General features: G+C 64.4%; 19 protein-coding genes. 6 read left to right on the forward strand and 13 right to left on the reverse strand.

The annotated features are described in order from the left end of the window. Nucleotides 1-45: 45 nt before the first annotated feature. From ACK2VC_RS11820 to ACK2VC_RS11870, 11 genes are all read right to left on the reverse strand, one after another. Entirely contained in the window at nucleotides 46-300 is a 255-nt protein-coding gene (locus tag ACK2VC_RS11820) for an FmdB family zinc ribbon protein (RefSeq protein ID WP_486730549.1), read from the reverse strand. Between the two features lie 88 nt (nucleotides 301-388). Then, nucleotides 389-1,813, reverse strand: coding sequence for a high affinity choline transporter 1 (locus ACK2VC_RS11825; protein WP_486730550.1), 1,425 nt, complete (start codon nucleotides 1,811-1,813; stop codon nucleotides 389-391). 73 nt (nucleotides 1,814-1,886) lie between these two features. Then, nucleotides 1,887-2,480: a methyltransferase domain-containing protein gene (locus ACK2VC_RS11830; protein ID WP_486730551.1), complete on the reverse strand. Its 594-nt coding sequence runs from the start codon at nucleotides 2,478-2,480 to the stop codon at nucleotides 1,887-1,889. Nucleotides 2,481-2,582: 102 nt separating this feature from the next. After that, the gene (gene ubiB / locus ACK2VC_RS11835) at nucleotides 2,583-4,151 is read right to left on the reverse strand and encodes a ubiquinone biosynthesis regulatory protein kinase UbiB (protein ID WP_486730552.1); all 1,569 of its coding nucleotides are present in this window, start codon (nucleotides 4,149-4,151) and stop codon (nucleotides 2,583-2,585) included. After that, entirely contained in the window at nucleotides 4,148-4,750 is a 603-nt protein-coding gene (locus tag ACK2VC_RS11840; protein ID WP_486730553.1) for a ubiquinone biosynthesis accessory factor UbiJ, read from the reverse strand. Before ACK2VC_RS11840 ends, ubiB begins: the two co-directional genes overlap by 4 nt. Nucleotides 4,751-4,850: 100 nt before the next feature. After that, nucleotides 4,851-5,771 (reverse strand): Tim44 domain-containing protein, encoded by a 921-nt coding sequence (locus tag ACK2VC_RS11845; RefSeq protein WP_486730554.1) that lies wholly within the window; start codon nucleotides 5,769-5,771, stop codon nucleotides 4,851-4,853. An 8-nt stretch (nucleotides 5,772-5,779) separates the two neighbouring features. Then, on the reverse strand, nucleotides 5,780-6,514 hold the full coding sequence (gene ubiE / locus ACK2VC_RS11850; RefSeq protein ID WP_486730555.1) for a bifunctional demethylmenaquinone methyltransferase/2-methoxy-6-polyprenyl-1,4-benzoquinol methylase UbiE: 735 nt from the start codon (nucleotides 6,512-6,514) through the stop codon (nucleotides 5,780-5,782). Nucleotides 6,515-6,613: 99 nt separating this feature from the next. Beyond that, nucleotides 6,614-7,081 carry a gamma-butyrobetaine hydroxylase family protein gene (locus ACK2VC_RS11855; protein WP_486730556.1) on the reverse strand — a complete coding sequence of 156 codons (468 nt, stop codon included), beginning with the start codon at nucleotides 7,079-7,081 and terminating at the stop codon, nucleotides 6,614-6,616. A gap of 39 nt (nucleotides 7,082-7,120) precedes the next feature. Further along, on the reverse strand, nucleotides 7,121-7,558 hold the full coding sequence (locus ACK2VC_RS11860) for an HIT family protein (protein ID WP_486730557.1): 438 nt from the start codon (nucleotides 7,556-7,558) through the stop codon (nucleotides 7,121-7,123). Then, nucleotides 7,555-11,565, reverse strand: a complete 4,011-nt coding sequence (locus ACK2VC_RS11865) for a DUF3683 domain-containing protein (protein ID WP_486730558.1) — start codon at nucleotides 11,563-11,565, stop codon at nucleotides 7,555-7,557. Before ACK2VC_RS11865 ends, ACK2VC_RS11860 begins: the two co-directional genes overlap by 4 nt. Before the next feature lie 208 nt (nucleotides 11,566-11,773). Further along, nucleotides 11,774-12,262: a YqaA family protein gene (locus ACK2VC_RS11870; protein WP_486733229.1), complete on the reverse strand. Its 489-nt coding sequence runs from the start codon at nucleotides 12,260-12,262 to the stop codon at nucleotides 11,774-11,776. 169 nt (nucleotides 12,263-12,431) lie between these two features. On the opposite strand from ACK2VC_RS11870, the gene ilvA reads away from it, so the two are divergent. Further along, entirely contained in the window at nucleotides 12,432-13,958 is a 1,527-nt protein-coding gene (gene ilvA / locus ACK2VC_RS11875; RefSeq protein WP_486730559.1) for a threonine ammonia-lyase, biosynthetic, read from the forward strand. An 83-nt stretch (nucleotides 13,959-14,041) separates the two neighbouring features. Here ilvA and gdhA read toward each other — a convergent pair whose 3' ends face one another. Further along, nucleotides 14,042-15,385 (reverse strand): NADP-specific glutamate dehydrogenase, encoded by a 1,344-nt coding sequence (gdhA, locus tag ACK2VC_RS11880; RefSeq protein ID WP_486730560.1) that lies wholly within the window; start codon nucleotides 15,383-15,385, stop codon nucleotides 14,042-14,044. A gap of 276 nt (nucleotides 15,386-15,661) precedes the next feature. Here gdhA and queF point away from each other — a divergent pair, with 276 nt between their 5' ends. The 3 genes from queF (at nucleotide 15,662) to hprK (ending at nucleotide 18,248) form a co-directional block, all read left to right on the forward strand. Then, nucleotides 15,662-16,498 carry an NADPH-dependent 7-cyano-7-deazaguanine reductase QueF gene (gene queF, locus ACK2VC_RS11885; RefSeq protein ID WP_486730561.1) on the forward strand — a complete coding sequence of 279 codons (837 nt, stop codon included), beginning with the start codon at nucleotides 15,662-15,664 and terminating at the stop codon, nucleotides 16,496-16,498. A 270-nt stretch (nucleotides 16,499-16,768) separates the two neighbouring features. Next, nucleotides 16,769-17,242 (forward strand): PTS sugar transporter subunit IIA, encoded by a 474-nt coding sequence (locus tag ACK2VC_RS11890; protein WP_486730562.1) that lies wholly within the window; start codon nucleotides 16,769-16,771, stop codon nucleotides 17,240-17,242. A gap of 67 nt (nucleotides 17,243-17,309) precedes the next feature. Beyond that, the gene (gene hprK, locus ACK2VC_RS11895; protein ID WP_486730563.1) at nucleotides 17,310-18,248 is read left to right on the forward strand and encodes an HPr(Ser) kinase/phosphatase; all 939 of its coding nucleotides are present in this window, start codon (nucleotides 17,310-17,312) and stop codon (nucleotides 18,246-18,248) included. Nucleotides 18,249-18,258: 10 nt separating this feature from the next. Here the strand turns inward: hprK and recG are convergent, their stop codons facing one another. Next, nucleotides 18,259-20,415, reverse strand: a complete 2,157-nt coding sequence (recG, locus tag ACK2VC_RS11900) for an ATP-dependent DNA helicase RecG (protein WP_486730564.1) — start codon at nucleotides 20,413-20,415, stop codon at nucleotides 18,259-18,261. 119 nt (nucleotides 20,416-20,534) lie between these two features. On the opposite strand from recG, the gene queA reads away from it, so the two are divergent. Beyond that, nucleotides 20,535-21,560: a tRNA preQ1(34) S-adenosylmethionine ribosyltransferase-isomerase QueA gene (queA, locus tag ACK2VC_RS11905; RefSeq protein WP_486730565.1), complete on the forward strand. Its 1,026-nt coding sequence runs from the start codon at nucleotides 20,535-20,537 to the stop codon at nucleotides 21,558-21,560. Then, the gene (gene tgt, locus ACK2VC_RS11910; RefSeq protein ID WP_486730566.1) at nucleotides 21,553-22,692 is read left to right on the forward strand and encodes a tRNA guanosine(34) transglycosylase Tgt; all 1,140 of its coding nucleotides are present in this window, start codon (nucleotides 21,553-21,555) and stop codon (nucleotides 22,690-22,692) included. The genes queA and tgt overlap by 8 nt, the downstream gene beginning before the upstream one ends. The last annotated feature ends 75 nt before the right edge of the window (nucleotides 22,693-22,767 follow it).

Consider the following 22,767-nt stretch of genomic DNA (forward strand, 5'->3'; position numbering starts at 1 on the left):
TTTGGTTTGGTTGGGCATCGCAGCGCCGGCCGCCCGGGTTTGCCGTCAGGTGGCTGGGGCCGCGTCGGCGGGGGTGCTGGCCGGCTGCTCGGCGGCCGGCGCGCTGGCGCTGTTGCCGCCGCCGCGGAAGTCGGTCGCGTACCAGCCGGTTCCCTTCAGTTGGAACCCGGCCGCCGTCAACTGCTTCTTGAACGTCGGCTGGCCGCAGGACGAGCATTGCGTCAGCGGCGCATCGGATAATTTTTGCAGTACATCCCTGGTGAAGCCGCAGGATTCGCAGCGGTAAGCATAAATCGGCATCGCACCTCCCAACCGGAAAACGTCGAAAACCGTCTATTATAGTAGCTTTCCAGCCATCATCAGGATACCCTGCGGCAGCGGCGCGGGCTCAGGCGGGCGCCGAGCGCGCCGTCCACTGCGGCGCCAGCGAACCGACCACCATGCCGCCAAAGCTGACCAGCAGGCCGGCCAGTTGCGGCGGCCAGATCGAGTCAGGGGCCAGCAATTCCATCCCGACCCATGTCAACAGGCCGCCGATGGCGGAACACAAGGCGCCCTGGGTCGAGGCTTTCTTCCAGTACAGGCCCATCACCAGCGGCACGAATGCCGCCACCAGCGTCACCTTGTAGGCGTTGCCAACCATTTCGTAAATTGACTTGCCCTGCGACAACAATGCAAACACGGTCACCGCGACCGTAAAGCACAGCACGGCGATGCGCGTCGCGCGCAGCAACTGGCGGTCGGTCATCGGCACGAAGCCGCGCAGGATGTTTTCGGTGACGGTGATGGAAGGTGCCAGCAGCGTGCCGCTGGCGGTGGACATGATGGCCGACAGCAGCGCGCCAAAGAACATCACCTGCGCAAACAGCGGCGTGTTGTGCAGGATCAGCGTCGGCAGGATCATCTGGGCGTCGCTGTCGATCAGGGAAGCCACCATCTTGGGATCGATCAGCGAGGCCGAGTAGGCGAGGTAGATCGGCACGAAGGCGAAGGCGATGTACAGCGCGCCGCCCGCCACCGCGCCGATGGCGCCGATGTTGCCGCTCTTGGCCGAGGTCACGCGCTGGAACACGTCCTGCTGCGGAATCGAGCCGAACATCATGGTCACCCAGGCGGCGGCGAAGGCCAGGACGTCGCGCGAGTTCAGCTTCGGCAGGAACTCGAATTTGCCGGCGGCGGCGGCGTGACTGATCACGGTGGTCGCGCCGCCCGCCAGGCCGGACAGCACATAGGCGATGTACAGGAGGCCGACGATGATGATCGACATCTGGAACAGATCGGTCAGCGCCACCGACCACATGCCACCGAACAGCGTATACAGCAGGACGACTCCGGCTCCGAGCACCATGCCGACCGGGACCGAGATCGCGCCTTGCGAGAGCACGTTGAACACCAGGCCAAGCGCGGTGATCTGGGCCGAGACCCAGCCCAGGTAGGAAATCACGATGCACAGCGAGACAATGACTTCGACGCTGCGGCTGTAGCGTTGCCGATAGTAGTCGCCGATGGTCAGCAGGTTCAGGCGGTACAGCTTGCGCGCGAAGAACAGCCCGACCAGGATCAGGCACATGCCGGCGCCAAACGGGTCCTCGACGATGCCGCCCAGGCCGTCGCGCACGAAGGTGGCCGGAATCCCCAGCACCGCTTCCGAGCCGAACCAGGTGGCGAACACGGTGGCGATCACGATATACAGCGGCAGCGAACGGCCGGCATTTGCATAGTCGCGCGTGTTCTTGACGCGGGTCGCCGCAAACAGGCCGATCGCAATCGACACCAGCAAATAGAGGACAACGAAACCGATCAGGGTGCCCACATCCAGCCTCCGTACAAAAATTTCACGGCATTATAGACGGCACCGCCGCTTGCGGATCATATGGGCCGCGGGACTAGCGCCGACGCCACACTTGCCAGCGTTCCTTGCCGCGAAACGGCAGGATCGAATCGGTTACCGCAGCGTCCTCGACGCGCTCGAAGGCGGGTTCCAGCAAGGCCTGCAACTGCTCCGCGGTGGCACCGAACGGCGGCCCCTTGGGTGCCTGATCGAAGTAGAAAAAACCGGCCAGCAAGCCGCCCGCCGGCAGCAGCCCGGCCCAGCGCGCCGCCAGCGCCGGCCACATGTGGCGCGGCAATGCGCACAGGAAGGCGCGTTCGTAAATCATTTGCAGCGGCGCGGCCGGCTGGTAGGTGAAGAAATCGGCTTGCTGCACGCGCCCGGCCCACGGCCCCAGCGCCGCGCGCGCGGCGGCCACCGCGGCGGCGGAAAAATCGATGGCGCTGACCTCCCATCCGGCCTCGGATAAATAGGCGACCTCGTGGCCGACGCCGCAGCCCGGGATCAGCACGTGCCGCGGCTGTGGCTCGCGCGCGACGTAATCGCGCAGGGCCAACGGTACCGCGCCGCGATCCCAGGGCGTGAAGTGTTGTTCGAAGCGTTCGCTCCAAAAGTCGGGCGACGAGGGATCGCGCGTTTGCAAGTTCATGGTTCGGCCTGTGGCGGGTTTTATATACTCCAAGATACGACGCTTGTTTCCGTCCTACAAACGGACTTCTAAGAAATATACTCCGCTTTTACCGGCCTGGCGCTAGAACGGCAGGCGCTGCCAGTGCAGCAGCAGTTGCGCCAGCAGCACCCCGCCCAACAGGCCGCCGCCGAAATAGACCGCCAGGGCGAGCAGCAGGTTGGTGCGCTTTTGCTCGGCCAGCAGCCGTTGCAGCAAGTCGGCGTTGTGTTGCGGGACATTGGCCTGCGTCAGCGCCTGGTGCGCCAGGCGCGGTAATTGCGGGATCAGGTGGCTGTAGCGCGGCGCCTCGGCGCGCAGCCGCTCCATCAGGCCGCGCCAGCCCACTTGCTCCTTCATCCAGCGTTCCAGGTACGGTTTCGCGGTCTTCCACAAGTCCAGCTCGGGATCGAGCTGGCGCCCGAGGCCCTCGATATTCAGCAGCGTCTTTTGCAGCAGTACCAGTTGCGGCTGTACCTCGACATTGAAGCGGCGCGAAGTCTGGAACAGGCGCAGCAGGATCTGGCCGAACGAAATATCCTTCAGCGGGCGGTCGAAGATCGGCTCGCAGCAGGCGCGCACCGCCGATTCCAGCTCGTCGACCCGGGTTTCGGGCGGCGCCCAGCCGGATTCGATGTGCGCTTCCGCCACCCGCTTGTAATCGCGGCGGAAGAAGGCCAGGAAATTCTGCGACAGGTAATCCTTGTCGAAGTCGGTCAGCGTGCCGACGATGCCGAAGTCGAGCGCGATGTAGCGGCCGAAGGTTGCCGGCGCCACCGATACCAGGATATTGCCCGGGTGCATGTCGGCGTGGAAGAAGCCGTCGCGAAACACCTGGGTGAAGAAAATCTCGACGCCGTCGCGCGACAGTTTTTCCAGGTCGACGCCTTCGGCGCGCAGGCGCTCGGTCTGGGAAATCGGAATGCCGTGCATGCGCTCCATCACGATCACCGATTCCGAGCAATAGTCCCAGTGCATCTCGGGCACGATCAGCAATTCGGAGTTGGCGAAATTGCGCCGCAACTGGCTGGCGTTGGCGGCTTCCCGCATCAGGTCCAGCTCGTCGTGCAGGTACTTGTCGAATTCGGCCACCACCTGGCGCGGCTTGAGCCGCTTGCCGTCGGCCCACAGCCGTTCGACCCAGCCGGCGGCGATGTGCATCAGCGCCACGTCCTTGCCGATGGTTTTCTTCATGCCGGGGCGCAGCACCTTGACCGCGACTTCGGTGCCGTTTTTCAGGCAGGCGAAATGCACCTGCGCGATCGAGGCGGAAGCCACCGGCGTGCGCTCGAAACTGGCGAACAACTGGTCTGGATGGGCGCCCAGCGATTTCTCGATTTGCGCGATCGCCAGGCCGGAATCGAAGGGCGGCACGCGATCCTGCAGGCGCGCCAGTTCGTCGGCGATGTCGGGCGGCATCAGGTCGCGCCGGGTCGACAGCACCTGGCCGAACTTGACGAAGATCGGCCCCAGGTCTTCCAGCGCGCGGCGCAGGCGTACACCGCGCGGCGCCGAGATGTCGCGCCAGAAGATCAGTGTGTCGATCAGCTTGGCGGTGCGCGGAATCGCCAGGTTGGAGATGGCGATTTCATCCAACCCGTAGCGTACCGCCACGCGCAGGATTTTCAGCACGCGCAGGAATTTCAGGATCATTTCAAGCCTTTTTTTTTGCGGCTGCTTTCCAGCCGTTCGATGCGCTTGGACAGGCGCTCCAGATCGTTGCGTAGGGTGGTCACCTGATCGGCGAATTCGCGCACCGCCAGCGGCCGCATCAGCATCGGCTGTTCTTCGACCAGGTATTCCGCCACGTTCTCGGCCAGCTTGCGGCTGCCGCTGCTGGCGCGCTCGAGAATGCCCCTGGCGCCACCGACGATGCGCGCGGCGGCGATGTCGCCCACCAGCCGGGCCAGGTCGTCTTCGGCTTCCCAGCGCAGGTTTTGGCTGAGCAGCGAAATCACGTTGGCGAACTCGGCGTCGCCCTCGACCTTGACGTAGGAAAATGCGCGCTCGCGATGCTGCGCAATCAGCGGCAGATCGGCCGCCTGGATGCGGATCGTGACGGCGGCCACAGCGTCCGCCGGCGCCGCCTGCAGCAAGCCGTCGGCGGTCACCAGCAGCGCCACCGTGGCCAGGCCGGCGTCGATGCAGGCCACCTTGCCGGCATGCGGCGCCAGCCGGCGCCGGGCCCAGGGTTCGGTGCCCAGCAAGTGGTTGATCGCGGCCGGGATCGGGAAAATTCGGGAAGGAGTCATCGTCACAAAATAAAACCGCCCGGGATGATCCTCGGGCGGTTTCCAGTTTAACAGCTTGCGCTAGCGCATCAGCCGGATGGTAGTGGCTGAGGGCATCGGCTTACGAGATTTGCTGGATCCCGGCCAGAGCCCAGCCGCCCGCACCCGAAACCGGCTTCGACAGATTCCAGACTTCGGTGAAGGGTTCGGCCGGCGCGCCGGCGGCTTCGCTGATCCTGCCGCTGAACCTGACGCTGGCCAGATATTCGTCGCCGACGGTTTCGATCCCCAGCAATTCGGCATCGAGGCTGACGACGTCGGTATTGTTCGGATTGGCGCCGCGTTCCTGGATCTGCATTTTCAGTTCGGCAAACATTTCCGGCGTGGTGAATTCGCGCAGATCATTGATGTCGGCCTTGTCCCATGCTGCCTGCAACCGGATGAAATAGGTCTTGGCGCTGCGCAGGAAGGCCGGGGTGTCGAAATCGGCGGGCACGCCCCACGGCGCACTGGCCGCCAGGCCGGCGCCGGAAGCCAGCGGTACCGACTGCAGGGCGGCCGGCTGGGACTCGATGCGCGAGCCGATTTCCGGCGTGTAGGCCGATTTTTCGTAGCCGCCGGCATAGGCAGCTTGCGGACCGTTGGCCGCGCTCTTGCGGCGGATCATGCGGAAGATGAACATCGCCGCGAATGCCAGCAGGGCGACCATCAGGAGCGTGCTGATCATGCTGGCCATGGCGCCGCCCAGGCCCAGGTGCGACAACAGGGCGCCGAGGCCGAGGCCGAGCAGCGCGCCACCGAGGATGCCTTTCCACGGCGAAGCCGGTTTCGGCGGCGTGCCTTGCGGTGCGCTATTCGGCGCGGCCGCCGGCTTGGCGGTGTTGGTGGCGTTTTGCGAGGACTGCGAAGGCGCCGAGCGGCTGACGCCTTGCGACTGCTTGCCGAAGGAGCCGCCGCCGCCCATGCGCCTGGCTTCGGCTTCCGGCATCACCAGCGTCATCGTGGTCAACACCAGCGCCAAAGTCATCAATAATTTCTTCATGCAACCTCCTAAAGTTTGATTCCGGTATGAAGTGCGGCTACACCAGCCGTTAAGTTGAAATACTCGACCCGCTCCAGACCTGCATCCTGCATCATGTTCTTCAGCGTTTCCTGGTCCGGGTGCATTCTAATCGACTCCGCCAGATAACGGTAACTGTCGGCGTCGCCGGCAATCTTGCGGCCCAGCCACGGCAGCACCGAAAACGAATAGGTATCGTACGGTTTTTGCAGCGGCTGCCACACTTTTGAGAATTCCAGCACCAGCAGCTTGCCGCCGGGTTTCAGCACGCGCCGCATTTCCGCCAGCGCCGCTTCCTTGTGCGTCATGTTGCGCAGGCCGAAGGCGACGCTGACGCGGTCGAAATAATTGTCGGGAAACGGCAGCTTTTCGGCGTCACACAGCAAGGTGGGGGTGATCAGGCCGCTATTCAATAGCCGGTCGCGGCCGACGCGCAGCATCGATTCGTTGATGTCGGTCAGCCACACTTCGCCGGTCGGACCAGCCTGCTTGGCGAAGGCCTTGGCCAGGTCGCCGGTGCCGCCGGCGATATCGAGCACCTTGAAGCCGGGCCGCACCCCGGCGCGCGCGATGGTGAACATTTTCCACAGACGGTGCAGGCCGCCCGACATGACATCGTTCATCACGTCGTATTTGGCGGCTACCGAGTGGAACACGCCGGCTACCTTGTGCGCCTTGTCTTCCTCGGCCACGGTCTGGTAGCCGAAATGGGTGGTGTTGGTCATTGCTGGATTCGCCTGTCTGTCTGCATGGTCAGCGGCCATTATATACAAGCGCAAGCGCGCCGCTCACCCGATCCGGCGCGGCAGTTCAGGGCCGGCAAATCAGGATTGGTGCTGGTCCCGCTCCTGCTTGGCCTTGGCGGCGCGATGCAGGTCGGCCATCGTGATCGGCATCCGCTTGTCGCGCCCGGATTCGCGCGTGAAGCCGGCGGCTTCCAGCCGCTGCAGATAGGCTTCCCACAGTTCCTCCTGGTTGCTGCCCAGCCACATCAGGTAATCCCAGGAATAAATGCCGGTGTTGTGGCTGTCGGAAAAATGCGGCTGCACGGCGTAGTTGCCGACCGGCTCGAGTGCGGTCAGGGTCACCTCGCGCTTGCCAGTCTGCAATACCTCCTGCCCGGGTCCATGGCCGCGCACCTCGGCCGAGGGCGAATACACGCGCAGGAATTCGAACGGCAGCGAAAACTGCAGGCCGTTGTCGAAGCTGACTTCCAGCGTGCGCGATTGCATGCGCACCGTCAGGTCGCTTGGTACCGGCGCGGCCGGCGTCTGTTTCGAGCTCGTTGCCATGATGTCCTCCTTGGTCTGTCCGCCGTCTTGGAAACGGAATTACATGACCGGCGTCAGCCGGCGCCGGATCGCTTGCTGCAGTGCCGGCAGCAGCGCCGCGCGCTGTGCCAGGCTGGATGGCTCGGCAGCGCGCCGGGCGGGCGCCCACACCGGATCGGGAAAATGGCGGTCGTCCGTATGGCGCGGGATCACGTGCCAATGCAGGTGCGGCGTCATGTTGCCCAGGCTTGCCAGGTTGATCTTGTGCGGCTGCATGACTTCGCGCAGCGCCGCTTCCACCTGCCACACGGCGGCCATTAGGCGCGCGCGCTGTTCGGCCGGCAGATCGGTCATGTCGCGCATGTGCGCATTCCAGATCACGCGGCAAAAGCCGGGGTAGTCGGCATCCGCCACCAGCACCACGTGCAGGAAGTCGTCGCGATGCACGACCGCACCGCCGTCCGTCGCGCACAGTTCGCAGGCAGTGCTCATGCTCATACCAGGATGCGCTCGATGCCGCCGTTGTTGGCCTGCGCCACGTAGTCCGGCAGCCAGTTCTCGCCCAGCAGGTGGCGCGCCATCTCCACCACGATGTAGTCGGCCTGGGTGCCGCTGTCGTCGTTGTAGCGCGACAGGCCCTGCAGGCAGGACGGGCAGGAAGTCAGGATCTTGACCTCGCCGGCGAAGCCGTCGGCGCGCAGCTTGTCCGCGCCCTTGCTCATTTCCTCTTCCTTACGGAAGCGCACCTGGGTCGAGATGTCCGGGCGGCCGACTGCCAGCGTGCCGGACTCGCCGCAGCAGCGCTCGTTCTTTTCGATTTTGACATGGTCGGCGGTGGCAATCAGCGCATTGATGGTCTTGCCCGATTCCTGCAGCTTCATCGGGTTGTGGCACGGCTCGTGGTACATGTAGCGGGTGCCGGTCACGCCTTCCAGCTTGACGCCTTTTTCCATCAGGTATTCGTGGATGTCGAGAATGCGGCAGTCGGGGAAGATCTTGTCGAATTCATAGCCCTGCAACTGGTCGTAGCAGGTGCCGCAGGAAACGATCACGGTCTTGATGTCGAGATAGTTCAGCGTGGTCGCCATGCGGTGGAACAGCACCCGGTTGTCGGTGATGATCTTCTCCGCCTTGTCGTATTCGCCGTTGCCGCGCTGCGGATAGCCGCAGCACAGGTAGCCCGGCGGCAGCACGGTCTGCACGCCGACCTGCCACAGCATCGCCTGCGTCGCCAGCCCGACCTGCGAGAACAGCCGCTCCGAACCGCAGCCGGGGAAGTAGAACACCGCCTCGGTATCGGCCGTGGTCGCCTGCGGGTTGCGGATGATCGGCACGATCTTGTCGTCTTCGATGTCGAGCAGCGCGCGCGCGGTTTTCTTCGGCAGGTTGCCCGGCATCTTCTTGTTGATGAAGTGGATCACCTGCTCGCGCACCGGCGCCTTGCCGTGCGTCGCCGGCGGCGCCTTGGTCTGCTTCTTCGCGAACTTCTGCAGCACCTCGTGGCCCAGCCGCTGCGCCTTGTAGCCCCAGTCGATCATGACCTTGCGGGTGGCGTTGATGGTGGCCGGATCGGTCGCGTTCAGGAAGAACATCGAAGCCGCGGTGCCGGGCTTGAAGGATTTCTTGCCCATCTTGCGCAAGAGGTTGCGCATGTTCATCGAGACGTCGCCGAAGTCGATGTCGACCGGGCACGGCGTGACGCATTTGTGGCACACCGTGCAGTGGTCGGCCACGTCCTCGAACTCTTCCCAGTGCTTGATCGAGATCCCGCGCCGGGTCTGCTCTTCGTACAGGAAGGCTTCCACCAGCAGCGAAGTGGCGAGGATCTTGTTGCGCGGCGAGTACAGCAGGTTGGCGCGCGGCACGTGGGTGGCGCACACCGGTTTGCACTTGCCGCAGCGTAGGCAATCCTTGACGCTGTTAGCGATGGCGCCGATGTCGCTTTGTCGCATGATCAGCGATTCGTGTCCCATCAGGCCGAACGACGGAGTGTAGGCGTTGCGCAAATCGGCTGGCATGGCCGGGTCGTTCAAGAGCTTGCCCTTGTTGAAACGGCCTTCCGGGTCGACGCGCAGCTTGTAGCTGCGGAAATCCTTGATTTCATCTTCGGTCAGGTATTCCAGCTTGGTGATGCCGATCCCGTGTTCGCCGGAAATCACGCCATCCAGCGAACGCGCCAGCGCCATGATGCGCGCTACCGCCGCATGCGCATCCTGCAGCATTTCATAGTGGTCGGAATTGACCGGGATGTTGGTGTGGACGTTGCCGTCGCCGGCGTGCATGTGCAGCGCCACGAACACCCGTCCGCGCAAGACCCGCTTGTGGATCGCGCTGCATTCCTCCAGCACCGGGCGGAACGCCGCGCCGTTGAAAATCTGGCGCAGCGGTGCGCGCACTTCCTGCTTCCACGAGACGCGCACCGTGCGGTCCTGCACCAGGTGGAACAGGGTGGCGTCGGGCTGTCGCTGCAGGCGTTCGTCGAATACCGCCATCGCCTGGCCGAAGCCAAGCGCCGCCAGCTCGGGCAGCGCCGTGGCGAGCGGCGTGTCCAAATGCAGCAGCAGATACGACCAGCGCGCATGGGTGGCGTCCAGCAGGTCCTCGGCCTGGTGCGCGCGGTCTTCCAGCATTTCGGCGTCGGGTATGTCTTCGCCGTCGGCGTCTTCGATCTTGCCCAGCGGCAGGCTGCCGCGCGCGAAGAAGCTGCCCAGCTCGGCCAGGAATTGCAGCTTGTTCTTGATCGACAGTTCGATGTTGATGCGTTCGATGCCGTCGGTGTATTCGCCCATCCGGTTCAGCGGAATCACCACGTCTTCGTTGATCTTGAAGGCGTTGGTGTGTTTCGCGATCGCGGCGGTGCGGGCGCGGTCGAGCCAGAATTTCTTGCGCGTCTCCGGGCTGACCGCGATGAAGCCTTCGCCGACGTGCTTGTTGGCCATGCGCACCACTTCCGAGGCGGCCTGCGCCACCGCGTTTTCGTCGTCGCCGACGATGTCGCCGAACAATGCCATCTTCGGCAGCACGCCGCGTTTCGACTTGGTGGCGTAGCCGACCGCGCGCAGGTAGCGCTCGTCCAGATGTTCCAGGCCGGCCAGGATCGCGCCGCCTTTTCTGGTTTCGGCTTCGAGGTAATCCTTGATCTCGACGATCGACGGAATCGCCTCGCGCGCCTGGCCGAAGAATTCCAGGCAGACCGTGCGCGTGACCTTCGGCATCTTGTGCAAAATCCAGCGTGCCGAGGTGATCAGGCCGTCGCAGCCTTCCTTCTGGATGCCGGGCAGGCCGGACAAAAACTTGTCGGTGACGTCCTTGCCCAGGCCTTCCTTGCGAAAAGTCCGGCCCGGGATTTCCAGGATTTCAGTCTTGAACGGCGTGCCCGGCTTGCCGCTTTTCCCGTTTTGCGCCGGGTGCGTCCATTCCAGCTTGAAGCGGGCCAGTTCGACGTCGTGGATCTTGCCCAGGTTGTGATCGAGGCGGGTGACTTCCAGCCAGTCGCCGTTCGGATCGACCATGCGCCACGAGGCCAGGTTGTCGAGCGCGGTGCCCCACAGCACGGCCTTCTTGCCGCCGGCGTTCATCGCGACGTTGCCGCCGACGCAGGAGGCGTCGGCCGAGGTCGGGTCGACCGCGAATACGAAGCCGGCGCGCTCGGCGGCATCGGCCACGCGCCGCGTGACCACGCCGGCGCCCGAGTGGATCGTCGCGAACGGCGTCTCCAGCCCCGGCAGCGCGGTCATTTCGACTTCGCCCAGCGCTTCCAGCTTTTCGGTGTTGATCACCGCCGACAGCGGCGTCAGCGGCACCGCGCCGCCGGTGTAGCCGGTGCCGCCGCCGCGCGGAATGATGGTCAGGCCGAGTTCGATACAGGCCTTGACCAGCCCGGCCATTTCGTCTTCGGAATCGGGCGTCAGCACCACGAACGGGTATTCGACGCGCCAGTCGGTGGCGTCGGTCACGTGCGACACGCGCGAGAGGCCGTCGAACTTGATGTTGTCCCTGGCGGTATGGCGCCCCAGTATGCGAGTGGCGCGTTTGCGCAAATCGTAGGTCTGGCGGAATTCCTGCGAAAAATCGGCGACCGCCTGCTTGGCTGCGCGCAGCAGCGCCTCGACGCTGGCGCTGCGCGCCTTGGCCAGTGGGTCGCCGCTGTCGCCGAGATCGGTCAGCAGGCGCCGCTTGTCGACTTCCGCCAGCCGGTGGTTCAAGGCATCGATCAAGGCCTGGCGCCGCTTCGGATTGTCCAGCAGGTCATCCTGCAGGTAGGGATTGCGCCGCACCACCCAGATGTCGCCCAGTACCTCGAACAGCATGCGCGCCGAGCGGCCGGTCTGGCGCTTGCCGCGCAGTTCGTCCAGCAGGCGCCACGCGTCCTTGCCCAGCAGGCGCATGACGATTTCGCGGTCGGAAAACGAGGTGTAGTTGTACGGGATTTCGCGCAGGCGCGTGGCGCCTACGTCGTCCGATGCGGCGGCAAGCGGGGAATCGAGCAGGGTGGGAGCGTTCATCGGCAGAAGGAAAGGAGGGGCGTACGTCAAGCGGGCATTTTAGCTGATTGCCACGGGCGACGCCCCCGCCCGAAGCCGGTGTTGCTGCCGCCGCCGCATATCTGCGATCGAAAACACGTGAAGCTGGAGTATGCCAAAAAAACGGTCGATTGCGCTCGCGATCCGGGCGATCTAAAAAATACCGTCTATAGTATGCCGCAAGCAGAACTCACAGCCATGCCAGCATCTGATGCCAGAATCCGTCCGGCACCTTCAGCAGCAGCCAGGTCATGGTCAGATAGCGCAAGAACTTGCCGAGCGCCATGTAGCCGACGCTGGCCCAGAACGGCAGCTTGAGCCAGCCGGCCAGCGTGCACAGCGGATCGCCGACGACCGGCAGCCAGGCCAGCAGCAGGGTTTTCGGGCCGAAGCGCTGCAGCCAGCCGAGCCAGCGGTGTTCGCGCTCGCGCAGCCAGATTTTTTGCGCGCCATAGCCGATGCCGTAGCCGATTGCGCCGCCGATCGTGTTGCCAAGCGTGCCGACCGCCAACGCCGGCCAGAACAGCGCCGGATTGGCCTTGATCACGGCAAATACCGCCGGTTCCGAGCCGAGCGGCAGCAGCGTGGCCGATACCAGGCTGATCAGGAATACCGAGCCGAGACCGACAGCCGGCAGCGCCAGAACGCCCAGCAGCCAGGCAATCGCGGTTTCGATCATCGTGGACATGAAAACTGGGACAAGATCGGTTTTCCTTGGCAGTGGCGCGTACGTTGCGGGCGGCCTGCGCAGGCTTGGGCGCCAGCGTGCGGCGGGGGCTCCATTATAATTACCGTCAAACCATCCAGCGCCAACCACGCATTCCCGCCCTCAAACCCCTCTCTTCTTCATGACCACCGACTATCTGCAAAAGATCCTGACCGCGCGCGTCTACGATGTCGCCATCGAAACCCCGCTTGAACTGGCGCCCGCGCTGTCGCGACGGCTAGGCAACCGGATTTATTTCAAGCGCGAAGACATGCAAAGCGTGTTCAGCTTCAAGCTGCGCGGTGCCTACAACAAGATGGCGCATCTGACGCCGAGCCAGTTGAAGCATGGCGTGATTTGCGCCTCGGCCGGCAACCATGCGCAGGGCGTGGCGCTGTCGGCGGCGCGCATGGGTTGCCGCGCCGTGATCGTGATGCCGACCACCACGCCGCCGGTGAAGATCGACGCGGTCAAGGCGCGCGGCGGCGAAGTGGTGCTGTTCGGCGATTCCTACACCGATGCCTACAACCATGCGCTGACGCTGGAAAAGAAACTGAAGCTGACTTTCGTGCATCCGTTTGACGACCCGCACGTGATCGCCGGCCAGGGCACGATCGGCATGGAAATTCTGCGCCAGCATCCGGATCCGATCCATGCGATTTTCGTCGCCATCGGCGGCGGCGGGCTGATCAGCGGCATCGCCGCCTACGTCAAGGCGGTGCGCCCCGACATCCGGATCATCGGCGTCCAGACCACCGATTCGGATGCGATGGCGCGCAGCCTGAAAGCCGGGCGCCGCGTGACCCTGAACGACGTCGGTCTGTTTTCCGACGGCACCGCGGTCAAGCTGGTGGGCGAGGAAACCTTCCGCCTGGCCAAGCAATACGTGGATGACATCATCCTGGTCGACAGCGACGCCGTCTGCGCCGCGATCAAGGATGTGTTTACCGACACCCGCAGCATCCTGGAGCCGGCCGGCGCACTGGCGATTGCCGGCGCCAAGGCCTACGTCGAGCGCGCGGCGGCCGACAAGAAGCCGATCAAGAATGAGACGCTGGTGACCATCGCCTGCGGCGCCAACATGAACTTCGACCGCCTGCGCTTCGTCGCCGAACGCGCCGACGTCGGCGAGGCGCGCGAAGCGTTGTTCGCGGTGACGATGCCGGAGGAGCGCGGCAGCTTCAAGCGCTTTTGCGGGCTGGTCGGGCCGCGCAACGTGACCGAGTTCAACTACCGCATCAACGACGAAAAGGAAGCGCACGTCTTCGTCGGCGTTCAAATCTCGAATCGCGACGAGTCGGGCAAGATCACGAAGAATTTCGAAAAGCACGGTTTTCCGACGCTCGACCTGACGCACGACGAGCTGGCCAAGCTGCACATCCGCCACCTGGCCGGCGGCAAGAGCCGGTTGGCGCCGGACGAACTGTTGTACCGCTTCGAATTCCCGGAGCGGCCGGGCGCCCTGATGCGCTTTCTGGACAGCATGGCGCCGAACTGGAATATCTCGCTGTTCCATTACCGCAACGAGGGCGGCGACGTTGGCCACATCCTGGTCGGCCTGCAGGTGCCGAAGAAGGAGATGAAGGGATTCCGCGAATTCCTGGCGACGCTCGGTTACCCGCATCTGGACGAAAGCGCCAATCCGGCCTACAAGCTGTTTCTGGGCTGACTGTTCCTGGGCCGCCAAGCGCCGCAGGCGAGGGCGAAAAAAAACGCAGCGGCCGGCCGCTGCGTTTTTTTGCTCGGACCTGGTTAGTACGTGCCCTGCGCCAGCATGGCGTCGGCCAGCTTGACGAAGCCGGCGATGTTGGCGCCATCCACATAATTGACGCTGCCGTCTCTGGCCTTGCCGTGGTTCACGCAGTTCTCATGGATGTCCTTCATGATCGCGTGCAGGCGCTCATCCACTTCCGCGTGGCGCCATGACAGCCGCAGCGAATTCTGCGACATTTCCAGACCCGAGGTGGCGACGCCGCCGGCGTTGCTGGCCTTGCCCGGCGCGTACAGCGTGCCGGCCTTCAGGAACACGTCCACCGCGTCCAGCGTCGACGGCATGTTGGCACCTTCCGCCACGCACACCACGCCATTCTTGACCAGCGTTTGCGCATCCTTGCCGTCCAGCTCGTTTTGCGTCGCGCACGGCAGCGCGATCTGCGCCGGGATGTGCCACGGATTCTTGCCGGCTTCGTAATGCAGGTCGAACTGGCGCGCGAACTGGTCGAGCCGGCCGCGCTGCACGTTCTTCAATTCGAGCAGCGCTTCCAGTTTTTCCTGGTTGAAGCCGTGGCGGTCGTAGACGGTACCGCCGGAATCCGACACCGTGACCACCTTGGCGCCCATTTCCATCGCCTTCGCCACCGCGTACTGGGCGACGTTGCCGGAGCCGGACACCGACACCGTCATGCCGTTGAACGACTTGCCGACCCGGCGCAGCATTTGTTCGGCGAAATATACGGTGCCGTAACCGGTCGCTTCCGGCCGCATCAGGCTGCCGCCGTAGGCGATGCCCTTGCCGGTGAACACGCAGGAAGCGTCGTTGGAAAGTTTTTTCATCATGCCGGCCATGAAGCCGACTTCGCGCGCGCCGACGCCGATGTCGCCGGCCGGCACGTCGGTGTTCGATCCCAGGTGGCGGAACAGTTCCAGCATCAGTGCCTGGCAGAAGCGCATCACTTCACCGTCGCTCTTGCCCTTCGGGTCGAAATCCGAGCCGCCCTTGCCGCCGCCCATCGGCAGCGTGGTCAGCGCGTTCTTGAAGGTTTGCTCGAAGCCGAGGAATTTCAGGATCGACAGATTGACCGATGGATGAAAGCGCATGCCGCCCTTGAACGGACCGATCGCCGAATTGTGCTGGACGCGGAAGGCGCGGTTGACCTGGGTCTGGCCGCGGTCGTCGACCCAGGATACGCGGAACTGGATCACGCGCTCCGGTTCCACCAGGCGCTCCAGCAACCCATGCTCGGCATATTGCGGATTGGCGCGAATGAACGGCCACAGGCTGGTCATCACTTCCTTGACCGCTTGCAGGAATTCGGGTTGATTGGGGTCGCGCTTGGCGACCATGACGAGAAAGTCATCCAGACTGGCGTATTTCAAGATCATTCCTTTAACAAATAGGGGGAGACTGCGAGCGCGCTTCTGGGGCCAGGATCGCTGGGGGGCAGGGGGCTCGCGCCGACGCTAGCGGCCAAGCCTTGGATCAACAGGCGCAAGTCGGGACGACGGGCCGTAAATGCTATCATTTTTTCTTGCCGCGATGAACGCTTTTTGTAATCCGGCCGCAGCTTGCCGCACGCAGGGGGACACCGCCCGGGCGCACGGATGGGATGCGGCGAACTCTGTCAAAATACGCGTTTCACGCCTGTTTTTGCCATGACCAGTTTCCCCACGCCGCACGGCTCGCCGCTGGGCCGGCCGGCCGCCTATGTCAGCCAGTATGACCCGTCGCTGCTGTTTCCGATCGCACGTCGACCCAAGCGCGAGGAACTCGGGATCGGCGCCAGCCTGCCGTTTTTCGGCCTCGATCTGTGGAATGCCTACGAAATCTCGTGGCTGAACCTGCGCGGCAAGCCGCAGGTGGCGATCGCCACGCTCACGGTGCCGGCCGACTCGCCCAACATCATCGAATCGAAATCCTTCAAGCTGTACCTGAATTCGTTCAACCAGACCCGGCTCGGCGGCCCAGAGGCCTTGCTGGAACTGCTGCGCGCGGACTTGTCGGCCGGCTTCGGCGCGCCGATCCAGATCGAGCTGATTCTGCCCGAGCATTTTTCCAGCCTGGAAATGGGCGAGCTGGACGGCTTGCTGCTGGACCGGCTGGACATCGAGGTCGACCGCTACCAACCGGACCCGGCACTGTTGCGCACCGAGGATGGGCCGCCGATCGAGCAAACGCTGGTATCGCACCTGCTGAAGTCGAACTGCCTGGTGACCGGCCAGCCGGATTGGGGCGGCGTGCAGATCCATTACGTCGGTGCGCCGATCGAACAGGAGGGCCTGTTGCGCTACCTGATCGGTTTTCGCGAACACAACGAATTTCACGAGCAATGCGTGGAACGGATCTTCGTCGACATCCTGCGCCAGTGCCGGCCGTACAAGCTGTCGGTGTATGCGCGCTACACGCGGCGCGGCGGACTCGACATCAATCCCTGGCGCAGCAATTTCAGCAGCAGCGTGCGCCCGTCCAACCGGCGCAACGCGCGCCAGTAGGCGCCTCGCCGGGAATCCCGCTGAAATTCTCTATATCCGGGAGTATGCTGGAGATTTGGTCATTTCCGCTTTATTTATGGTCAAGTTAAAAAATACTCCCAGGTAGGCTGGAAATTGGCGGGCGCCGCGCCAAGCCCGGAGCGGGACTCGCCGCGCTGAATTCCGGCGTAGAATCAAAAGCGCGCCGAGTATGGCTTGCGCCGGCTGCCAAGTGGCCTATAATCTGCCTCGAATATTCATTTTGTGCGCTGCACCATTTGCGCCAATGCCATGACCAATCTTGCCAACATCCTGACCGTGGACAACGTCGTGCTGGACCTGGAAGTCTCCAGCAAAAAGCGCGCGTTCGAACAGGCCGGGCTGATCTTCGAAAACAATTGCGGCATTGCCCGCTCGACCGTATCGGACAACCTGTTTGCGCGCGAACGGCTCGGCTCGACTGGATTGGGACATGGCGTCGCCGTGCCGCATGGCCGCATCAAGGGCTTGAAAACGCCGCTGGCCGCCTTTGTGCGCCTGCGCGAACCGATCCCGTTCGAGTCGCCGGACGGCTTGCCGGTCAGCCTGCTGGTCTTTCTGCTGATCCCCGACCACGTGACCCAGCATCATCTGGAAATCCTGTCGGAGATAGCCGAAATGTTTTCCGATGAGGCGTTCCGTACCGGTCTGGCCAAGGAAACCGATCCGGCCGCGGCCTACCAGCGCATCGTGCGCTGGCAGCCCAACCTGCTGAAATTCGGCTAGCCGCCGCCGCGTCCGGCAGCGGTGCTGCCTTGTCCCGGTTTTCTTGCCACCGTCCGCCGGAGCCACGATGCCCGCCACCACTTCCCTGTCGATCCAGCAGTTGTATGACGACAACCGCGAAACGCTGGAACTCGGCTGGTTTGCCGGTTTTTCCGGTGGCGAGCGGCTGATCCTGGGCGATGCCGCCTCGGCCGCCGATCAGGTTGGCCACCTGAACCTGATCCATCCCGGCCGCATCCAGGTGTTTGGCCACCAGGAAACCGAGTATTACCAGCGGCTGTCGCCGGCTTCGCGCGCCTACCAGACCGCGGAGCTGGTGGCCGGCGAGCCGCCCGCCTTCATCATCGCGCAGGGGCTGGCGACGCCGACCGACATCCTGGCGGTGGCCGATGAAAAAAACATCGCGCTGTTTTCGACGCCGCTGCCGGCGGCGCAGGTGATCGACTTCCTGCGCGTCTACCTGTCGAAGAAGCTGGCGCAGCGGGTCACCATGCACGGCGTGTTCATGGACGTGCTGGGCGTGGGCGTGCTGATCACCGGCGAATCGGGGCTGGGCAAGAGCGAGCTGGGGCTGGAGCTGATTTCGCGCAGCCACGGCCTGGTGGCCGACGACGCGGTCGAATTCGCGCGCATCGCGCCCAACATGATCGAAGGGCGCTGCCCGCCGCTGCTGCAAAACCTGCTGGAAGTGCGCGGCTTGGGCCTGCTCGACATCAAGACCATCTTCGGCGAGACGGCGGTGCGCCGCAAGATGCGGCTGAACCTGATCGTGCACCTGGTGCGGCGCGGCACGCTGGACGAAAACTACGAGCGCCTGCCGATCGACGCCCAGACCCAGGACGTGCTGGGGCTGCCGATGCGCAAGGTGGTGATCCCGGTGGCGGCCGGCCGCAACCTGGCAGTGCTGCTGGAAGCCGCGGTGCGCAACACCATCCTGCAACTGCGCGGCATTGATACTTTGGCCGATTTCATGGAGCGCCAGCGCAAGGAAATGGACCGCGGCTAGTCCCCGGCCTTCAGACTTTCAGGAATTCCTCGCGCTGCCCGAGCCAGCGCGCCAGATGGGCGCGCACCGTCTCCGGCTCGTGCTCCAGCAGCTCCTGCGCCAATTGGCGTGCCGGTTCCACCAGCCATTGATCGCTTTCCAGGTCGGCGAAGCGCAGCATCGCCTGCCCCGATTGCCGGGCCCCGAGGAATTCGCCGGGGCCGCGCAGCGCCAGGTCGCGCCGCGCGATCTCAAAGCCGTCGGCGGTTTCGCGCATGGTCAGCAGGCGCTGTTTGGCGGTGCCGCCCAGCGGGCCTTGATACAGCAACAGGCAGACCGAAGCGGCGCTGCCGCGCCCGACCCGGCCGCGCAACTGGTGCAGTTGCGACAGGCCGAAGCGCTCCGCGTGCTCGATCACCATCAGCGAGGCATTCGGCACATCGACCCCGACCTCGATCACGGTGGTGGCCACCAGCAACTGGATTTCGCCGCGCGCGAAGGCGTCCATCACCTGCTGTTTTTCGTTTGGTTTCAGGCGCCCGTGCACCAGGCCGACCCGCAGGTCGGGCAGCGCCGCCGAGAGCATCGCGTGGGTCTCGGTCGCGGTCTGCAATTGCAACGCCTCCGATTCCTCGATCAGCGGACAGACCCAGTACACCTGGCGGCCTTCGAGCGCGGCCGCGTACACCCGTTCGATCACTTCGTCGCGCCGGTTCTGGTCGATCGCGCGCGTGAGCACCGGCGTGCGGCCGGGCGGCAACTGGTCGATTACCGAAACTTCGAGATCGGCGTAATAGGTCATCGCCAGCGTGCGCGGGATCGGCGTGGCCGACATCATCAACTGGTGCGGCACCATCTCCCCCGGCGCCGGCAATGCCGCCGGCGCGCCTGGCGACAAGCCCTTGTTGCGCAGCGCCAGGCGCTGGCCGACGCCGAAACGGTGCTGCTCGTCGACGATCACCAGCCCCAGCTTCGGAAAGCGCACGCCGTCCTGGATCAGCGCATGGGTGCCGATCACCAGTTGCGCGGCCCCGGCTTCGATCGCCGCCTGCGCCGCCGCCTTTTCCTTTTTCTTCAGGCTGCCGGTCAGCCACGCGACCGATACCCCGAGCGGCTCGATCCAGGCCGCAATCTTGCGGAAATGCTGGTCCGCCAGGATTTCGGTCGGCGCCATCAGCGCCGCCTGGAAGCCGTTGTCGATCGCCTGCGCCGCCGCCAGCGCCGCCACCACGGTCTTGCCGCTGCCGACATCGCCCTGCAGCAGGCGCTGCATCGGGTGGCTTTGCCCGAGGTCGGCCCGGATCTCGGCCAACACCCGCTCCTGGGCGGCGGTCAGCGCAAACGGCAGGTTGACGCGTAGCGCGGCGCACAGCGGTCCGACCAGCGGCAGGGCGGCGGCATTGCGCGTGCGGCGCGCCTGCTGGGCGCGCTTCAGCGACAGTTGCTGCGCCAGTAACTCGTCGAACTTCATGCGGATCCAGGCCGGGTGCGAGCGCTCCAGCAAGCCGGCTTGATCGACCTCGGGCGGCGGATTGTGCAGCAACCGCACCGACTGCTCGAACGGCGCCAATTGCAGTGCCGCCAGCCATTCCGGCGCCAGCGTGTCGCGCCAGTCGACGCGCGCCATTGCACTGGCGATGGCGCGCCGCAGATAAGCCTGCGGCAAGCCTTCGCCGGCCGGGTAGACCGGCGTCAGCGCGGCCGCCAGCGGTGTGTCCGGCGTGACGATTTTGTAGGTCGGGTGCACCATCTCGGCGCCGAAAAAGCCGATGCGGATTTCGCCGCGCACGCGCAGCCGGTTGCCGATGGCCAGCTGCTTGACCTGGCTGCCGTAAAAATTCAGGAAGCGTAGCGTTAGGTGCGCCTCGCTTGCCGCGCCATCGGCATTCGTATCGGCAGCGACCAGCGTCACTACCAGTTGCCGTCGCGGCCGGTACTGGATGTCGCAGGCGCTGACCACGCCTTCCACCTGCACCGGCTGGGCGCCGATCCGGCCCGCCGACTGCAGCGCCGCCGCCAGCGGCACGATCTGCGTCTCATCTTCGTAGCGCAGCGGTAGGTGCAGCACCAGATCCATGTCGGTGTGCAGCCCGAGTGCGGCCAGCTTGTGCGCGCTGCGGGCCGCGCGGCTGGCGGCCGGTTTGGCGGGCGGGATGCTGTTCGACGGGTTTTGTTTGGCGGTCGGCATATCGGGCCGTAACAGAAGCGGCAGCGCGTAAAATAGCAGGTTTATCGAGGGCCGGGCCTGCTTGCGGGTCGCTTGCCATTGTAAGCCGTGCCGTCCATTTTCCCCTTTACCTTTGCTTCATGTATTCGCTTTCCGATTTCGATTTCACGCTGCCGCCGGACCTGATCGCGCAAACGCCATTGGCCGAGCGTAGCGCCTCGCGCCTGCTGCAACTGGAGGGCGAGGTGCTGACGGACCGCAGTTTTGTCGACATCGTCGACTTGCTGCAGGCCGGCGACGTGCTGGTATTCAACGATACGCGGGTGCTGAAGGCGCGCTTTTTCGGTGTCAAGGAGACCGGCGGCAAGGTCGAGGTATTGGTCGAGCGGGTGCTCGACGCCCGCACCGTGCATGCGCAGGTGCGGGCCTCGAAGTCGCCGGCGCCGGGCAGCACGATCCGGCTGGCGGATGCGTTCGAGGTCGAGGTCGGACCGCGTAGCGGCGAGTTTTACACCCTGCGCTTTCCCGGTGACGTGCTGGAGCTGATCGACGCGCACGGCCGGCTGCCGTTGCCGCCGTATATCGAACACGCAGCCACCGCCGTCGACGAAAACCGCTACCAGACGGTGTACGCGCAGGCGCCGGGCGCGGTGGCCGCGCCCACCGCTGGCCTGCATTTCGACCAGGCGCTGCTGGCGCAACTGCGAGCCAAGGGCGTGCAACTTGCATTCGTCACGCTGCACGTCGGTGCCGGCACCTTCCAGCCAGTGCGCACCGAAAACCTGGCCGAACACCAGATGCATAGCGAGTGGTACACCATCGGTCAGCAGACGGTGGAAGTGGTGCGCGCGGCGCAGGCGGCCGGGCGCGACGTGATCGCGGTCGGCACCACCAGCCTGCGGGCGCTGGAATCGGCGTCGCAAGGCGGAACCTTGCAGGCCGGCAGCGCCGACACCGCGCTGTTCATCACGCCGGGCTATCGCTTTCGCACCGTAACGCGGCTGATCACCAATTTCCATTTGCCGAAATCAACCCTCTTGATGCTGGTATCGGCATTTGCCGGCTATCCGCAAATCCGCGCCGCCTACGCGCACGCGGTGGCGCAACGCTATCGTTTCTTCAGCTATGGCGACGCCATGCTTCTTACCGGTGTCAACCATGCTTGAATTCCAACTCCTGAAAACTGATGACAGCGGCCAGACCAGCGCTCGGCGCGGCCGCCTGCGCCTGAATCATGGCGTGGTAGAAACGCCGATCTTCATGCCGGTCGGCACCTACGGCAGCGTCAAGGCGATGTCGCCGCTCGAGCTGAAGGAAGTCGGCGCCCAGATCATTCTCGGCAATACCTTCCACCTGTGGCTGCGGCCCGGGACCAAGGTACTGGACAAGTTCGCCGGCCTGCACCGTTTCATGGGCTGGGACCAGCCGATCCTGACCGATTCCGGCGGCTTCCAGGTGTTTTCGCTGGGCGCGATGCGCAAGATCACGGAAGAGGGCGTCCAGTTCGCTTCGCCGGTGAATGGTGACAAGCTGTTCCTGTCGCCCGAGGTGTCGATGCGGATCCAGCGCGCGCTGAATTCCGACATCGTGATGCAGTTCGACGAATGCACGCCGTACCAGATCGATGGCCGCCCCGCGACCGAGGCGGAGGCCGCGCGCTCGATGCGCATGTCGCTGCGCTGGGCCAAGCGTTCGACCGATGAATTTGCCAAACTGGACAATCCGAACGCGCTGTTCGGCATCGTCCAGGGCGGCATGTTCGAGCATCTGCGCGACGAATCGCTGGCCGGGCTGGAGGAATTGCCGTTTCATGGCATCGCGATCGGCGGCCTCTCGGTCGGCGAACCGAAGGAAGAAATGCTGCGCGTGCTGGCGCATATCGGCCCGCGCCTGCCGGCGGCCAAGCCGCACTACCTGATGGGAGTCGGGACGCCGGAAGACCTAGTGGCGGGGGTGGCGGCCGGGATTGACATGTTCGATTGCGTGATGCCCACGCGCAACGCCCGCAACGGCTGGCTGTTTACCCGCTTCGGCGACATCAAGATCAAGAATGCGCGCCATATCGAGGATGAACAGCCGCTGGACGAGACTTGCGATTGTTATACCTGCCGCAATTTTTCACGCGCCTACCTGCACCATTTGCACCGTACCGGCGAAATCCTCGGCGCCCGCCTGAACACGATCCACAACCTGCACTATTACCTGCGGCTGATGGCTGACATCAGAAGCGCGCTCGACGAAGGTCGTTTCCCGGCTTTCGTGCTGCAATTCCGGGCCGAGCGGGCGCGCGGCGTGTAGTCGGCCGCCTGCCGCGAGCGGCACAGAAGTTGGCGAGTCGGGCGGCTCCCAATGCTAAAATGCAGAGTTGTTTCG

The sequence above is a fragment of the Herbaspirillum sp. WTB6 genome, from assembly GCF_057457785.1.

Coding starts and splice junctions, on each gene's coding strand:
- ACK2VC_RS11820 (WP_486730549.1), bottom strand. CDS start 300: ATGCCGATTTATGCTTACCGCTGCGAATCCTGCGGCTTCACCAGGGAT.
- ACK2VC_RS11830 (WP_486730551.1), bottom strand. CDS start 2,480: ATGAACTTGCAAACGCGCGATCCCTCGTCGCCCGACTTTTGGAGCGAA.
- ubiB (WP_486730552.1), bottom strand. CDS start 4,151: ATGATCCTGAAATTCCTGCGCGTGCTGAAAATCCTGCGCGTGGCGGTA.
- ACK2VC_RS11840 (WP_486730553.1), bottom strand. CDS start 4,750: ATGACTCCTTCCCGAATTTTCCCGATCCCGGCCGCGATCAACCACTTG.
- ACK2VC_RS11845 (WP_486730554.1), bottom strand. CDS start 5,771: ATGAAGAAATTATTGATGACTTTGGCGCTGGTGTTGACCACGATGACG.
- ubiE (WP_486730555.1), bottom strand. CDS start 6,514: ATGACCAACACCACCCATTTCGGCTACCAGACCGTGGCCGAGGAAGAC.
- ACK2VC_RS11855 (WP_486730556.1), bottom strand. CDS start 7,081: ATGGCAACGAGCTCGAAACAGACGCCGGCCGCGCCGGTACCAAGCGAC.
- ACK2VC_RS11860 (WP_486730557.1), bottom strand. CDS start 7,558: ATGAGCATGAGCACTGCCTGCGAACTGTGCGCGACGGACGGCGGTGCG.
- ACK2VC_RS11865 (WP_486730558.1), bottom strand. CDS start 11,565: ATGAACGCTCCCACCCTGCTCGATTCCCCGCTTGCCGCCGCATCGGAC.
- ACK2VC_RS11870 (WP_486733229.1), bottom strand. CDS start 12,262: ATGATCGAAACCGCGATTGCCTGGCTGCTGGGCGTTCTGGCGCTGCCG.
- ilvA (WP_486730559.1), top strand. CDS start 12,432: ATGACCACCGACTATCTGCAAAAGATCCTGACCGCGCGCGTCTACGAT.
- queF (WP_486730561.1), top strand. CDS start 15,662: ATGACCAGTTTCCCCACGCCGCACGGCTCGCCGCTGGGCCGGCCGGCC.
- ACK2VC_RS11890 (WP_486730562.1), top strand. CDS start 16,769: ATGACCAATCTTGCCAACATCCTGACCGTGGACAACGTCGTGCTGGAC.
- hprK (WP_486730563.1), top strand. CDS start 17,310: ATGCCCGCCACCACTTCCCTGTCGATCCAGCAGTTGTATGACGACAAC.
- recG (WP_486730564.1), bottom strand. CDS start 20,415: ATGCCGACCGCCAAACAAAACCCGTCGAACAGCATCCCGCCCGCCAAA.
- queA (WP_486730565.1), top strand. CDS start 20,535: ATGTATTCGCTTTCCGATTTCGATTTCACGCTGCCGCCGGACCTGATC.
- tgt (WP_486730566.1), top strand. CDS start 21,553: ATGCTTGAATTCCAACTCCTGAAAACTGATGACAGCGGCCAGACCAGC.